At 63.0% G+C, this 14,546-nt stretch carries 11 protein-coding genes; 6 read left to right on the forward strand and 5 right to left on the reverse strand.

Going from position 1 to position 14,546, the window contains the following annotated elements; translation table 11 throughout:
- Positions 1-5: 5 nt before the first annotated feature.
- The 3 genes from XH91_RS31705 to XH91_RS31715 form a co-directional block, all read right to left on the reverse strand.
- Positions 6-1,010 carry a zinc-dependent alcohol dehydrogenase family protein gene (locus XH91_RS31705; protein ID WP_128954248.1) on the reverse strand — a complete coding sequence of 335 codons (1,005 nt, stop codon included), beginning with the start codon at positions 1,008-1,010 and terminating at the stop codon, positions 6-8.
- A gap of 15 nt (positions 1,011-1,025) precedes the next feature.
- Positions 1,026-2,639: an acyl-CoA synthetase gene (locus tag XH91_RS31710; protein ID WP_128954249.1), complete on the reverse strand. Its 1,614-nt coding sequence runs from the start codon at positions 2,637-2,639 to the stop codon at positions 1,026-1,028.
- Between the two features lie 143 nt (positions 2,640-2,782).
- Positions 2,783-3,727 carry a helix-turn-helix domain-containing protein gene (locus XH91_RS31715; protein WP_128954250.1) on the reverse strand — a complete coding sequence of 315 codons (945 nt, stop codon included), beginning with the start codon at positions 3,725-3,727 and terminating at the stop codon, positions 2,783-2,785.
- A 262-nt stretch (positions 3,728-3,989) separates the two neighbouring features.
- On the opposite strand from XH91_RS31715, the gene XH91_RS31720 reads away from it, so the two are divergent.
- The 6 genes from XH91_RS31720 to XH91_RS31745 all read left to right on the forward strand — a co-directional run bounded on the left by XH91_RS31720 (position 3,990) and on the right by XH91_RS31745 (position 12,736).
- Complete coding sequence (locus XH91_RS31720; RefSeq protein ID WP_245477371.1) at positions 3,990-5,891, forward strand: AMP-binding protein; 1,902 nt, start codon at positions 3,990-3,992, stop codon at positions 5,889-5,891.
- Positions 5,892-5,932: 41 nt separating this feature from the next.
- Complete coding sequence (locus XH91_RS31725; RefSeq protein ID WP_128955056.1) at positions 5,933-6,904, forward strand: ABC transporter permease; 972 nt, start codon at positions 5,933-5,935, stop codon at positions 6,902-6,904.
- 40 nt (positions 6,905-6,944) lie between these two features.
- Complete coding sequence (locus XH91_RS31730; RefSeq protein WP_128954251.1) at positions 6,945-7,952, forward strand: sugar ABC transporter substrate-binding protein; 1,008 nt, start codon at positions 6,945-6,947, stop codon at positions 7,950-7,952.
- Positions 7,953-8,025: 73 nt separating this feature from the next.
- Positions 8,026-10,149: an ABC transporter permease gene (locus XH91_RS31735; protein WP_128955057.1), complete on the forward strand. Its 2,124-nt coding sequence runs from the start codon at positions 8,026-8,028 to the stop codon at positions 10,147-10,149.
- Positions 10,146-11,243 carry an SMP-30/gluconolactonase/LRE family protein gene (locus XH91_RS31740; protein WP_164938308.1) on the forward strand — a complete coding sequence of 366 codons (1,098 nt, stop codon included), beginning with the start codon at positions 10,146-10,148 and terminating at the stop codon, positions 11,241-11,243. The genes XH91_RS31735 and XH91_RS31740 overlap by 4 nt, the downstream gene beginning before the upstream one ends.
- Entirely contained in the window at positions 11,240-12,736 is a 1,497-nt protein-coding gene (locus XH91_RS31745; RefSeq protein ID WP_128954253.1) for a sugar ABC transporter ATP-binding protein, read from the forward strand. The genes XH91_RS31740 and XH91_RS31745 overlap by 4 nt, the downstream gene beginning before the upstream one ends.
- Positions 12,737-12,742: 6 nt before the next feature.
- Here XH91_RS31745 and XH91_RS31750 read toward each other — a convergent pair whose 3' ends face one another.
- Positions 12,743-13,231 carry a DUF2059 domain-containing protein gene (locus XH91_RS31750; protein WP_128954254.1) on the reverse strand — a complete coding sequence of 163 codons (489 nt, stop codon included), beginning with the start codon at positions 13,229-13,231 and terminating at the stop codon, positions 12,743-12,745.
- Between the two features lie 12 nt (positions 13,232-13,243).
- The gene (locus XH91_RS31755; protein ID WP_128954255.1) at positions 13,244-14,449 is read right to left on the reverse strand and encodes an OpgC domain-containing protein; all 1,206 of its coding nucleotides are present in this window, start codon (positions 14,447-14,449) and stop codon (positions 13,244-13,246) included.
- Positions 14,450-14,546: the final 97 nt, after the last annotated feature.

Here is a 14,546-nt window from a genome sequence, read left to right on the forward strand (position 1 = left end):
CGGCCTTACGGATACTCCACCACGATCTTGCCGAAATGCCCACCCTTCCGCATCAGCCGCAACGCGTCGGGCACGGCATCGAAGCCGAACGCCCGATCGATCGTGGGCTTCATCCCGTTACAGCCGATCGCGGCAGCCATCCCCTCAAACATGCGACGGCTGCCGACGGACAGGCCGATGACGTGCAGGTTCTTGGAGAAAAGGGTCGGGATGGCAACTTGCTGCGAGAAGCCGGAGAGCACACCGATCACGAGAATGGTGCCGCCGACCCTGACAGCCTCGAGGGATTGAGCAAACGTGTCCTTGCCGCCGACCTCGACGACATGGTCGACGCCGCCGGTCCATTCCGCCGCCGCCTTGCCCCACTCCGGCACCGAACGATAATTGATAGTGTGATCGGCGCCGAGCGCCTTGGCGCGTTCGAGCTTCGCATCACTTGACGAGGTCACGATCACGCTCGCGCCAGCGAGCTTTGCGAATTGCAGCGCGAAGATCGAGACGCCGCCGGTACCTTGCACCAGCACCGTGTGGCCGGGCTGCACCTTTGCCTCTTCGAACAGCGCGCGCCAAGCAGTGAGTCCGGCGCAGGGCAGCGTCGCGGCTTCCTGGAAGGAGAGATGCGCTGGAATGCGGCTGACGCCCTCGGCATCGAGCACCATCACCTCCTGCAACACGCCCGGCCGAGTGCCGCCGAGCGCATAGCGGCGGGCAGCCGCCGATACATTTCCATCGATCCAGGATTGGAAGAACATCGGACAGACCCGATCACCAACTGCGACGCGGCTAACGCCGTGGCCAATCGCGATCACCTCACCAGCACCGTCCGAGAACGGGATCAGCGGCAATCGGGTGACGCCGCCGTTGCCCTGGATCGTGAGCAGATCGCGATAGTTCAGTGATGCCGCCTTGATCCGAACAGCAACTTGGCCCGGGCCTGGTACCGGTTCAGGCAGATCGGTCAGCTCCATCCCCTCGATCGACCAGTCACGCGCGACTTGCCAGGCTTTCATGGCGATCACTCCAACTCAGGTGCCGAAGTTCTTCTGGATCGCCTTGTCGAGCGTCTCGCCGCCGACGAAGCGCTGGCGCAGTTCGCGCTTGAGCAGCTTGCCGCTCGGGTTCTTCGGCAGGCTATCCACGAAGATCACGCGCTTCGGCACCTTGAAAGACGCCATCTGGCCGGAGCAATGCCGGATGACGGCGTCCTCATCCAGCTTCTCCCCGGTCTTGATCACGACAATGGCCGTGACTGCCTCGATCCAACGCGGATCAGGCAAGCCGACGACCGCAACCTCGGAAACCGCGGGAATGCGGTAGACCATCTCCTCGACCTCGCGGCTGGCGACATTCTCTCCGCCGGTCTTGATCATGTCCTTGACGCGATCGACCACGGTGATGTGGCCCTCTTCATCGACGGTGGCGAGATCGCCGGAGTGAAACCAGCCGCCCGCGAAAGCCGCCGCGGTCTTCGCGGGATCGTTGTAATAGCCCGACAGCAGATGCGGCGAGCGGTGCACGATCTCGCCGACCTCGCCGATCCCGACGTCCTCCATCGACGTGTTGACCACGCGCGTCTCGACATTGAGCACCGGCTTGCCGGCCGAACCGGCCTTGCGCAACTGGTCCTCCGGACGCAGCACGGTCGCGAGTGGCGCGATCTCGGTCTGGCCGTAGAAGTTCCAGAATTTTACGGCGGGCAGGCGACGCTGCAGTTCGAGCAAGACTTCCACCGGCATGATTGAGGCGCCGTAATAGCCCTTCTGCAACGTCGACAGATCGGTCTTATCAAAGTTCGGCGAACGCAGCATCGCGATCCAGATCGTCGGCGGCGCGAAGAACGACGTGATCTTGTGTGCCTGGATCAGCGCCAGGATGTTGTCGGCAGTCGGCTTGCCCGTGATGACGCCGGAAGCCCCGAGATAGATCTGTGGCCCGAGGAACACGTCGAGCTGGGCGCAGTGATAGAGCGGCAACGCATGCAAGAACTTGTCGTCGACGCCCATGCCGCCGTCGATGATGCAGCTGACATACTGCCACATCACGGCCTCATGGGTCAGCATCGCGCCCTTGGGCAGGGACTCCGTGCCGCTGGTGTAGACGATCTGCGCGAGATCGCGGCTATCGACGGAGGCCTCGAGGTACGAGCCATCGGCATCAAGCAAGTCATCGAAACTGGTGAGTCCCGCGGGCGCGGTGGCGGGATCCTCGCCCGGCAGCCAGATCATTTTCTCGACGGCGCAATTCTTGGCTGATGCGGCGCGGGCCGGCTCGACGAAGTCAGGGCCAGTCACGAGCAGCCTGGCGCCGGAGCTCTTGAGGATGAAATTGATCTCGTCCGGATTGAGCATGAAGTTGATCGGCACCAGCACCGCGCCGATCCGCGCCACGGCAAAGCGCAGCGCCGCGAAGGCATGGGAATTGCGCGAGAGCACGGCAAGGCGATCGCCCTTCTTGACGCCAAGCCCGAGCAGGCCGCGGCCGAGCCGGTTGCAGATCTCATCCATCTCCGCGAAGGTCCAGCTCACGCCGCCGCAGCTCACCGCGAGCCTGGCCGGTTCGCGGCCTGCGGAGCGACGCAAGAGATCGCCGATGGAATGCTCGCGCGCTTTCGAGATAGTGGCTGCAATGTCGCCGGTCATGTGTCCCTCCGTGTGATATCTTGATTTGTTCGATTTCTTGTTTGAAATCTTGCGTCTTGTGGGTTTGCGCCATCTGTGCCGAGCCGCGTAGGCGTGCTCGCTGCCAGCGACGAACCTGACATGCCTCGCGTGTTAAAAGTCCGCTAGCGGCGCCGCAAGTCCGACGGGCTGTGCCCGAACTTCCTGCGAAACGCCGTGCTAAAATAGGACGATGAATTGAATCCCAACTGGTAGGCGACCTCGGTGATCGACAGGGACCGTAACTCGGGACGCGTCAAGACGTCGTAACAACGCTGAAGCCGGCGATCCAAAATCCATTCGGACACGGAGACATCGGTGAGCCGGAAGAGATAGTGCAGGTGCCTGAGCGAGACGCCATTGCTCTTCGCGATCCTCTCCAGCGACAGATCGGCGTCGGTGAGGTGCTCTTCGATCCAGGTCTTGACCGAGCGCAGACGGGCCTGCTGGGCGCTCGCGTCCTCGGAGAATTCATCCCGATCGCCCATATCGAGCGTCAGCGCCAGCACATCCATCAATTCGCAGCCAAGGCGTGTCCTGGCGGTCTCGTCCAGGGACGCACCTTCCGCGGCAAGGGTCGCGCAGAATTCGGCGGCGATCCGCCCGAGACCGCGGCTCGTCGCCATCGTGGTCACGACGGGCAGACGCCCCTCGCTGAAGCGGTCCGAAAATTCCTTGCGAGGGATCTCGAGATAGAGTGACCGGACCCTGCCGACGCATTCGAGATCATAGGCTTCTGACGCCGAGAAAATTGCGCCGACGCCCGGATTCGACAGCAATGTCTGGCCGGCCTGCAGCACGTTGACCCTGCCCTGCTGGACGAATTCGACGTAGTAGCAATCCTTGTCGAGTTTTGCGATGTGCCGCTCGCGCCGCGAGATGCGTTGCTCCGACAGCAGCACATCCGTCATCGTGACCGCACCGAAGTGCGCCTCGCGGATGAAGCCGTGATAGTCGGACCGCTCCTCGGCATTCACGTCGACATGAACGTAGACATCGCAGATGGCGCCTTGCCAGGCGGCATATCGCTTCGATGGCTCCAGATCGTCTGTCGAGAACACCAGGTTCATCGTCCGCCCACCCGTCAAACAGCCATGATGAACGCCGTTTGTGCATTGCACAAGCTGGCTTGTCGGCGAGATTCTAGATCGCCGCCGCCTACACGCAAGACCGGTTTGCGCGGACAAGCAAAAGCTTTGCGCTCCGGAGCAAGCAGGGCTCGGGCATGTGGCCTATGAAGAACAAAAACCGGTCAACGAGCTAGGCAGGAAACGTTCGCTTGCGTCAGGACAGATCAGCTGCTGCGCAATCCGTCGTGTTGCTTGAATGGCGATGCCCGTGAGCGCGACCTGGCCCTCGCCGATCACGACGCGGTACACGCAGCCGATCCAGACCATCGCCGACATCGAGGCGCGGGAACGGCAGCCGTACGATTCCCTGATCCCTGCCCGCAATCTGCATGATCTGTTCGAGGCCACCGCGCGCCTGCACCCGGATCGGCCCGCGCTGACGGTCCTGAACAAAGGCGCACGCGAGCCCGGCGACGTCACGCTGACGCATCGGCAATTGCGCGCGCAGATCACGCGGGCGGCAAACCTCTTTCGGTCGCTCGGCATCGACGTGAATGGGGGTACGATCGCGTTTCTCTGCCCAATCCTGCCGCAGCTTTTCCCAGCTCTGCTGGGCGCCCAGATCGCGGGCGTCGCCAGCTCGATCAACTATCTGCTGAACGAAGATGCCATTGCCGACCTGCTCGGAGCACAGAACGCAGCCGTTCTCGTGATTGCTTCCGAAGCGGCCGACCGTGCGATCTGGACCAAGGCGGCCAATATCGTGAGCCGCGTCGCCTCGCTCAAGACGGTTTTCGTGATGGGAGCGCACGGTCGCCTGGCCGGCCGTGCCCTCAACTTCGACGAGGCGGTCGCGACGATGCGCGACACCATGGACTTCGAGCCATCGCAGGATCGCGAAACGGTCTATGCGCTTTTCCACACCGGCGGCACGACGGGACGACCCAAATTCGTCCGCTTGACACATGGCAACCAGATCCACGCAGCCTGGAGCTTCGCACAGGTTCATGGACTTGATGAGCTGGATGCCGCCATCAATGGCTTCCCGCTGTTTCACGTCGGCGGCACCATGACCGTCGGCCTGTCGATACTGGCGGCTGGCGGCCACGTGATCATTCCCTCGCCCGACAGCCTCAGGAGCCCGGATGCGATCCGCGACTATTGGCGCACGGTCGAGCGGTTTGGCGCGACCATCGTCAGTGGCGTGCCGACCTCGATCGCGGCGCTAGCCGAAGTGCCGATCGGTTCATCCGATATCAGCTCCGTTCGCATGGCCCTTACCGGTGGGGCGGTGGCGCCGAAAGCCGTCAGCGAGAGGTTTGAGGCCCGGACCGGCATCACGCTGTTCGAGACCTATGGCATGACGGAGACCGCGGCGGCGATTGCGTTCAATCCCGGCCGCGGCACATCCGTGCAGGGTAGCGTCGGCTTCCGGGCGCCGTTCGCGCAGACGAAAATCGTCGCGCTAACCGATGCGACCCTCAAGACGGAATGCCCGCCACTCACCAGCGGCCTCGTTCTCGTCAGAGGACCGCAGGTATTTCCAGGCTATCTCGATCCCCAGCACAATAAAGGCGTGCTCACCGACGACCATTGGATTGTCACGGGCGACGTTGGCTATCTCACGGCCGATCAGCGGCTGGTGCTCACGGGCCGCGAGAAGGACCTGATCGTCCGCAGCGGCCACAACATCGACCCTGCCGCCATCGAGGACGTCGCAAATGCCTTCCCCGGTGTCCAGATGAGCTCGGCCGTCGGCATGCCGGACGCCTATGCCGGCGAGGTGCCTATTCTGTTCGTTGTCCCGTCTCCCGGAAAGAATGTCGACATGCCGCAGCTATGCGCGCATCTCGAACGCAACGTCAACGAGCCTCCTGCCAGGCCGAAGCGCGTCGTCCTGCTCGAGGCCCTTCCCGTCACGGCGGTCGGCAAGATCTTCAAGCCTGCACTTCGGGATCTTGCTGTTCAGGAGAAAGTCAGATCCGAGATCGATCGTATCTTCGGTCGGGAGACCGGGGCAGACATTCTGGTCGACAAAGATGCCAGGTTGAATACGCTGGTCACCATTTCGATCTGCTCCAACGACCAAGAGCGGGTGAAGGCGCTGACCGAGAGCCTGACACCCCTTCCACAGACCTATCGCGTCGAGACCCGATCGTCATGACGGACCCGCAGAAGCCGACGCCGAAGAAAGGCAATTTGGGGATGAAGCGCCTCCGGTTCAACCAGCAAGAGATCGTCTTTGCCGTCTTTGCCTTGCTGTTCGTGGTCTTCTCGATCTTCCTGAATGGCTTTTTGACGGCCGAGAACATGCTGACGCTGCTCCAGAACGTGGCAGTGCTCGGTATCCTCGGCCTCGCCATGGCGATCGTCGTGATCGGTCGCGGCATCGACATCTCGCTGATCGCAGCGCTCGCGGTGCCTCCCGGGCTCGTGCTGCAAATGGTGCAGAACGGCCATTCACTCCCCTTCTCCTTGCTGATCGCCGTCCTGATCACCATCGCCTTCGGCGTCGTTAATGGCTGGCTGATCGCCTATGCCGAGGTCCCCTCGCTGTTTGCAACGCTCGCAACAGGCCTGTTGCTCGCCGGTCTCGGGCAAGCCGCCTTGTTCCAGCTCGACGTCGTGCAGTGGAGTTCGGGCATGAACGGCTTCGAGCGGCTCGGTCAGGGCACCATTCTCGGCATTCCCACATCGATCGTGATGTTCGCGATCGCCTGCATCGTGGTTGCCGTCCTGCTGCGCCAGACGCGTTGGGGGGCCTACATCTACGCGATCGGCGACAACCCTTACGCCGCACGTGTCACCGGCATTCCCTCCCGCCCGATCATTGTGCTGCAGTACGTGATCGCGGCCCTGATCGGCTGCTTCGCCGGTCTTGTGATGGCCGCATCGGTCAATTCGATGCCGACGCGCGTTTTCAACTCGACGCTGATCTACGACGTGATCCTGGTGGTCGTGCTGGGCGGCATCGGCCTCTCCGGCGGTCGCGGCGGCGTCTTGAACGTCATCATCGGCACGCTGCTGATCGGCACCATGCTCAACGGCATGACCATCATGGACATCTCCTACGCCGGGCAAAACCTGATCAAGGGCGTCGTCCTGCTGCTGGCCGTCATCACGGACTCCTTCCTGAATCCGCGCAACGAAGAAACGGCACAGCAAGGCGATATCTGAACGACCAACAATAACGAAAATTACAACCAAGGAGGAAGCAATGACCAACCTTACAAAGGCTACACTCGCCGCACTGGCACTCGCGGCACTGACCGCACCGGCCCTGGCCCAGCAGGGCCTGGACGAGCCGTTCCAGAAGCCGTTCAAGGAAGCCCTCGCCGGCAAGACCGTGGCCTATGTGCCGGTGGCGATGAACTTCGATCTCACCGAGGGCTGGTACGCTGGGCTGAAGAAGGAGCTCGAGCCATACGGCGTCAAGTTCGTGATCCGCGATGCCAACTGGAACACCAATGCCGGCGCGCAGGCCGTGACTTCGCTGATCACCGAGAAGCCGGCCGTGATGGTCGTCCATAATCCGGACGTGCAGACTTACGCCAAGCTGCTCCAGCGCGCCGAAAACGAGGGCATCTACGTCATCCAGATCAACATGGGCTCGGCCTATCGCAGCTCCGCCTTCGTCGGCGCCAACTGGGTCGAGATCGGCGAACGCCAGACCGAGGCCGTGGTCAAGGCCTGCGAGGGCAAATCGAACAAGATCGCGATCGTGCAGGGCGCGCTCTCGGCCGCCGCGAGCGCCTACACGCTCAAGGGCGTCGAGAACGTTCTCGCCAAGCATCCGGAGATCAAGGTGGCATCGAGCCAGGCCGCCGACTGGGACGCCGCTAAGGCGAAGGCGATCACGCAGACGGTGCTGAAACAGAATCCCGATCTGTGCGGCATCGTCGGCCTCTGGGACGGCATGGACATCGGCACCGCTGCCGCAGTGAAGGAAGCTGGCCTCACCGGCAAGGTGTTCCTCGCCACCTCGGGCGGCGGCGAACGCAAGGGCGCCTGCGAGCTGGTGAAGTCAGGCGCGTTCGATCTCGACATGAGCTACGACGTGCCGACCCAGGCGGCGCAGATGGCCGGCACAATCAAGTGGTTGCTGTCGTCGGGCGCCAAGCCTGGCTCGATCAAGGGTTCGGAATACACCACGCTGATTCCGATCACCAAGGAGAACGCCGATAGTCCGACGGCCTGCTGGAATCTCAGCGACCTCAAGAAATAGTCCGCTCCAGAGCTCGTGGTCCCCGGGATCAATGCCCGGGGATCTCGCCCTCAATATCCCTGCCCCTGCTGGAATGCCGATGCGCGACACAATCACAAGCCTGCGTTACCGCTACTGGCCTGATCATCTTCTCGGTGAGATCCTGTCCAAGCGGTGGACTGAGACGGCCATCCCGGTCATCCTTCTCTTGATCGTCGGCTTCGCATTCAGCCGGTCCATCGACAACTTCTTGTCGCCGGCGAGCCTCGCCGACACCGCGCGCCAGGCGGGTGAGATCGGCTTCATCGCGCTCGGGCTTGCGCTGGTCGTCATCGTCGGGGGCATCGATCTGTCGGTCGGATCGATCTTCGCACTGACCGATTTCTGCGCCCTCTATCTGCTCGACGTCGCCGGCTGGCCTGTTCCAGCCGTTGTGATCGCGACGCTGCTCTGCGGCGCCATGCTCGGTGCCGTCAACGGAATCCTGGTCGGATATCTGCGGTTGCGCGCCTTCATCACCACGTTGATCACGCTGATCATCTACCGTTCGGCCTACGATCTTCTGATCCAGCGCTACTCCAACGCGATCGCTTCGGCCTTCCCCGATATCCCGTCCTGGGACTTCATCGGCGCCGGTTCTGTTCTTGGCATTCCCACAGTGGCACTGGTCTATATCGTCATCGCGATCTTCGGCCACATCTTCATGACCCGTTTGCGCCCGGGCTGGCACATCACCGCGATCGGCGGCTCGCGCCGCTCGGCCTACAATTCGGGCATTCCCGTTCGTCGCACCATCGCGCTCTGCTACGTCGCGAGTGGTGTGTTGACCAGCATCGGCGCGCTGTTCTTCGCCTCCCGGCTCGGCACCGTCGGCGGCGACATCGGCGTCGGCCTCGAGGTGATCGTGCTGACTGCGACCGTGCTCGGCGGCATCACGCTCGGCGGCGGCAAGGGCTCGGTCGCCAAATCGGCCGTGGGTGTGCTGATCGTGCTCCTGATCACCAACGGCCTCACCACCATGAACGCACGCGGGGGCGTCAACCGCATGGCGCTGGCCGGCATCCTGCTCGTCGCCGCGATGGTTGACATCCGCTGGCAGAAGAACCGGACCCGCATCATCAGCAAGGTCTATGTCGCGCCGACCTACCACGAGTTACCGCCGCCACCGCCGACCGAAATCGGACAAGGTGGACCATTCGAGCAGAACGACAAGCTGCGCGACGTTGAGGCGATCGGCCTTGGCCGGATCGAGGCGCCGGAAGACGTCATCCTCGATCGCCATGACAATCTCTATGCCGGCTCGCGCCACGGCGACATCATGCGCTTCCTCGCGCCGGACTATCAGAAAATGGAGGTGTTCGCCCATATCGGCGGCCAGCCGCTCGGCATGGCCTTCGATCGCGAGGACAATCTCTACGTCTGCATCGGCGGCATGGGGCTTTATCGCATCAAGCCCGACGGCACCGTGGAAAAGGCGACTGACGAGACCAACCGGAGCCTACGCTCGGTCAACGACGACAGCCGTCTGCGGCTCGCGGACGACCTCGACATCACAGATGATGGCCTGATCTTCTTCTCGGAAGCCACGGTCCGTTACGAGATGGACGAATGGCCGATCGATGGCTTGGAGGCACGCGGCAATGGCCGCATCATCTCCTATGATACCAAGACCGGTGCGACACGCACAGAGCTGCGCGGCCTCAAATTCCCCAACGGCATCTGCGTCGCCAGCGACGGCCAGTCGATTCTGTTCGCCGAGACCTTTGGTTGCTCGATCAAGCGCTATTGGTTTGCCGGCCCGAAAAAGGGCGCGGTCGAGGTCGTCATGGACAATCTGCCCGGATACCCCGACAACATCAATCTCGCCTCCGACGGCAATTATTGGCTGGCGCTGGTCGGCATGCGCAGCCCCTCGCTCGACCTTGCCTGGAAGATGCCGGGCTTCCGCCGTCGCATGGCCAAGCGCGTTCCCGTCGACGAATGGCTGTTCCCCAACATCAACACCGGCTGCGTGGTCAAGTTCAACGAGCAGGGCAAGATCGTCGAGTCGTTCTGGGATCTGCATGGCGAAAACCATCCGATGATCACCTCGATGCGCGAGCATCGCGGCTATCTCTATCTCGGCGGCATCCTCAATAACCGGATCGGCCGCTACAAGCTCGACAATGCCGATCCGAATTTCGTCCAATATGACAAGCGGTGGGGGAAGCAGTCGTGATCGCGGCCGTCAGAGACTTCGCCAACCGCTTTCTCGGACGCGGCGACGCAACCATCACAGTGCCATCCTTCGACGGCGCGCTGAAGCCGAACCAGAAGCTTGAAGCCGCCGAGATATTGCTGACCTGCGAGTCGCCAGCGGATCTTGCGACTGACGGCAGCACGCTCTTTATTGCAGACGGCCGGAGGCTGTTGTCGCTGAACGGCGACTCGGCTTCGGAATTGCGCAGCTTCGAGCAGCCGATCTCTGCGCTCTGTGCCCTGCCGGGCGGCGGCCTTGCCGTCGCGCTCGGAGGGCGCGAGGTGCGCATTTACGACGGCCCCTCGGCCGGGCAGCCGAGCGCAACCTTTGCCGATGCGGCGTTCAATGCGATCAATGCGCTCGCTCTGGCGGGTGACAACTCGCTGATTGCGACGGACGGCTCGGCGACATGCAATGTCGACGATTGGGCGCGTGACCTGCTGGAGCTCAACCGCAGCGGCCGCGTGTACCGGCTCGATCCCGGCAGCAGGACCGTGACGCTGATGGCTCAAGGCCTCGGCTATGCCTTCGGTGCCTGCGCCCATGGCAACGCCATGCTTGTCAGCGAGAGCTGGCGCCATCGCCTCGTTCTTGTCTCACCCGGTGCGTCGCCGAAGATCGTGCTCGCTCACCTGCCCGTCTATCCATCACGGCTGTCAAAGGCCTCGGGCGGCGGTTACTGGCTCACCGCATTCGCCGCGCGGACTCAATTGGTCGAGTTCGTCCTACGCGAACCCGGCTACCGCCGCCGCATGATGGCCGAGATCGCGCCAGAATATTGGGTCGCGCCGCGGCTGCGCTCAGGGCGCTCGTTCAAGGAGCCGATGCAGGGCGCGCATATCAAAACCATGGGCGTCATCAAGCCGTGGGCGCCACCGCGCTCCTACGGCCTCGTCATCCGTCTCGATGCGGACGGGCAGCCGCTCTATTCGCTGCACAGCCGGGTCGACGGCATCAACCACGGTGTCGTCGCGGCTGTCGAGCTGGGCGGCGATCTTGTCCTGATCGCCAAGGGACCTGGCCGCATCCTGAAACTGTCCCTTGCCGGCCTTGCCGAGGAGATCAGGACATGAGCGACATCGCACTTTCGCTGCGCAAGGCGACGAAGCTCTACGCCGGCGTCCCCGCCATCGACGGGGTCGACTTCGATCTGCGCCGCGGCGAGATCCACGCGCTGGTCGGCGAGAACGGTGCCGGCAAGTCGACCCTCACCAAGGTGATGGCCGGCGTGGTGACGCTGACGTCGGGGACCATGGCGGTCGACGGTGCCGAAGTCGCGCCGAAGACGCCGCTCGAGGCGCGCAATCTCGGGATCGCCATGGTGTTCCAGGAAAACAGCCTGGTACCGACCATGACGGTGGCGCAAAACCTGTTTCTCGGACAGGAGAAGTTCTACAACCGCCTGCGCGGCATCTACATCGCCGCGCAGCAGTTTCTGCAATCGCTCAATTTCGATGTCACGCCGACCGCGACCGTCAGCGGCCTTGGCGCGGCCAAGAAGCAGATGGTCGAGATTGCGCGCGCGGTCCTGCACCGTGCCAAAGTCATCATCTTCGACGAGCCGACCGCATCGCTGACGCCTGAGGAGAAGAAATATTTCTTCGACCTTGTCCGCGATCTCAAGAAGCGCGGGGTCTCGATCGTCTTCATATCGCACGCGCTGGAAGAAGCGCTGCTGCTCGCCGACCGCATCACGGTGCTGCGCGACGGCAAGCATGTCGTCACCGACGATGTCGCCAAGTTCGACCGCGCCGCGATCGTGCAGGCCATGGTCGGGCGCGACCTCTCCAACACGCTCTATGGCACGCGCAAGAGCAGCGTGCGGCCGGTCGGCGCGCGGGTGCTCACGGTGCAGAACCTGAAGATGGCGCCGATGGTGAAGAACAACTCGCTGTCGGTGTTTTCCGGCCAGATCACCGGCGTATTCGGCCTCGTCGGCGCGGGCCGCACCGAAACGTTCAAGATCGTCGCCGGCGTGCTCAAACGCGACTTCTTCCATGGCGGCGAGATCCTGCTACACGACCAGCCGGTGCGCTACCGCGTGCCGGCGCCGGCGGTGAAGGCCGGCATTGCCTATGTCACGGAGGATCGCAAGGTCGAGGGCTTTTTCGAGACCTCTTCCATCGCGCGCAACATCTATCTCGGCCTGCTATCGAAGTTTCCGCGGGGACGCATGATGCTGTCGCGGCGGGAGACCGATGCGGTCGGCAAGACCTGGATCGAGCGGCTGAAGGTTCGCGCCATCAGCAACGACGGCAAGGTGGTCGAACTGTCGGGCGGCAACCAGCAGAAGGTCGTGATCGCGAAGTCGCTGGTGCAGGAGCCCGAGTTGATCATCTTCGACGAGCCGACCCGCGGCGTCGACGTCGGCGCCATCGTCGAGATCCACGAGCTGATCAACCGCCTCGCCGACGAGGGCAAGGCGGTGGTGGTGATCTCGTCCTATCTGCCCGAGATCATGGCGCTGTCCGACCGCATCCTGGTCTCGCGCCAGGGCAAGGTGGTGGAAGAGTTCTCCGCGCTGGAAGCGACGGAAGAGAAGATCATGTACGCGGCGATCCACTGAGGACGCTTACAGCTTGTGCCCTTTCTGGCGCAGCGCCTCGATCAGGCGTTGCTTCAATTGGTCGGAGGCCTTCTGGCTGACATCCTGGGCGATCTGCGCGCTCGCCTGCGCCAGCGCGTCAGATTGCGCCAGGAACTTCTGTCCGGCCGGTTGGGCGTAGAACGCCTCGATCTGGCGCAACTCGTCCAGTGTGAAGCTTGCGGCATAGATGGCGGCGATCTGGTCGACCATCGCGGTGAAGAATGGCGCGTAGATTTCGGCGCCCGGCGCCGTCATCGCATCATAATCGCGCTCGATCTCCGGCCTGTCCTGCGCCACCACCGGCCGCAGCTTGAGCAGCAGCTGGGGCAGCAGCGTGCGATATTGATCGGCGACCTTCAGCGTCGCCACGAGCTTGCGCGCCGCATTCATCGCCTCCGGCGACGGCGCTTGCGCGAAAGCGCTGCCGACGAGGAGCAGGAGGATACCTGCGATCGCGAGCAAACGTCTGGACATGGACCTCTCCCCTCAGCGGCGCGCCGGCGCGGCAGGCACGATCTCGACGGCGGCGGTTTGGGGGTCTTCGACCTCCGACACTTTTACAAACAGGTTCGGCACACGCTCGGCGCGATCGAGCAGCCAGGCGACGCCGATCATGATGATGATGCCGAGGAAGGAGACCGCGAGCTGCTCCCAGACGCCCTTGGTGTATTGCGTCAGGATCCAGTGCGCGGAGAACGACAGGAACACGCCGAGACAGAAGATCGGCAGCGAATGCTGGCCGCAGAGGATGATCGGACGCAGCCACGCCGTCTGCAGTGCCTTCCAGTTGCGCGGGAGGAAATACGTTACCCAGATCGCCAGCGCCAGGAAATGCGTGAGGCGCAGCATGTCGAGGTCGGTCTTGTCAATCGGGTAGATCGCCTTGATCATCCATTTCGGGATCATCGCCTCGAGCGTATGGATGTGCCAGGTCATCACAATGATGAAGGCGAAGACGAGCCAGGCCGCGGCCAGCGTCATGGCGGCCTTCGACCACACAAATTGGCTGATCTTCTCGATCTGGCCGATGCCGCACCAGGCGGCGAACACGAACATCAGCTGCCAGCAGAACGGATTGAAATACCAGGTCGTGCCCGGCGGGTAGGAGGCGACGTTCCAGTCGAACCAGCGCGACAGCAGGTAGAGCACCACGGACGCCGCCAGCGTCAGGTTCGGCCGGCGCACCAGGCACCAGACGATGAAGGGCGAGGCGAACACCAGCGTGATGTAGAGCGGCAGCACGTCGAGATTGACCGGCTTGTATTTCAACAGGATCGCCTGCCCGATCAGTTCGTCCGGATGCGCCAGGAAATTGAAGACGTTGAACTCGTGCTCGTACATCGGATTGTCGAAGCGGCGCGCGGTGCGGGCGATCTGCGCGGTGAACAGGAGGAACAGCATGATGTGCGCGACGTACATTTCCGCCGTTCGCGTCCACAGCCGCTTCAGCGCGGCGAGGAACCAGCCGCCGGCGATGATCGGCCCGTAGATCCAGCCGACCAGATAGCCGGAAATGAAGACGAAGAACTCGGCGGCGTCGCTGAAGCCGTAATTGCGCAGCGTCAGCCAGGCCACGACGTCGTGGGGAATGTGATCGAGGAAGATCATCCACAGCCCGATGCCGCGGAAGAGGTCGAGCCGCAAGTCGCGCTCGACCGGCGCCAACAGTGCTGCCTGGTCCCGTATGATCATGGCCCCGCCTCGTCTGGTGGGCGTCGCGCCGTCGCGGCGCCGGCGAAATCAGATGCTAAAAAAGATCAATCAAAAGGTCACCTAACCCTGCGGTTAG

The sequence above is a fragment of the Bradyrhizobium guangzhouense genome, from assembly GCF_004114955.1.
Lineage (GTDB): Bacteria > Pseudomonadota > Alphaproteobacteria > Rhizobiales > Xanthobacteraceae > Bradyrhizobium > Bradyrhizobium guangzhouense.